General features: G+C 39.5%; 1 protein-coding gene and 1 pseudogene. Both read left to right on the top strand.

Annotated elements, in window-relative coordinates:
• The first annotated feature begins 2 nt into the window (after nucleotides 1–2).
• On the top strand, nucleotides 3–266 hold the full coding sequence (locus GGG_RS21495) for a hypothetical protein (protein ID WP_050809055.1): 264 nt from the start codon (nucleotides 3–5) through the stop codon (nucleotides 264–266).
• Nucleotides 267–278: 12 nt separating this feature from the next.
• Nucleotides 279–494 (top strand): annotated as a pseudogene (locus tag GGG_RS20270) (hypothetical protein); the annotation flags it as partial.

Genomic DNA, 494 nt, shown 5'->3' with positions numbered 1-494 from the left:
TCATCAAATTTGGCAAATTCAAAGGAACCGCCCTTGTTGATCTCAAGCACACCTATGTTCGTTGGTTACTTACTCTTGAAAACCTTGATGTTGTCTTGGGCGAGAAACTTAGATCCTTGCCATGGGTCCAAGAAGAAGCTGAACGTGAACGAAAATTTCAGAAGCGTAAGGACAAAGCTGAATTATTCAGTAAACCGTGTTTTCAGCGCACACCATATTCACCCAATCAGCGCATTGCTTATAACAATGCGAAGTTTAATTCATAAGGAGCAGTCTGCATGATGCTTCCTGAACCACTCATTGAAAAATTCATTGTATTTAATTGCAATGCTGGGTTTTCGGTAAAAGGTACAGAAAAAGGTTTTTACCTTAGCAAAAAGAACAAGAAATCTTTATTCGTCAGTAATAAAGGCGTGATGAATAAAGAAGCCAAGAGCGTTATGAGTTAATGCTCAAGGTGTGGTTAAGGGATGGTCGCAGTTTTATGGATGACC

It is taken from the genome of Acinetobacter sp. P8-3-8 (assembly GCF_000214135.1).
GTDB lineage: Bacteria > Pseudomonadota > Gammaproteobacteria > Pseudomonadales > Moraxellaceae > Acinetobacter.
The sequence above is the reverse complement of the archived record's forward strand: the minus strand, read 5'-3'. Positions and strand labels throughout refer to the sequence as shown.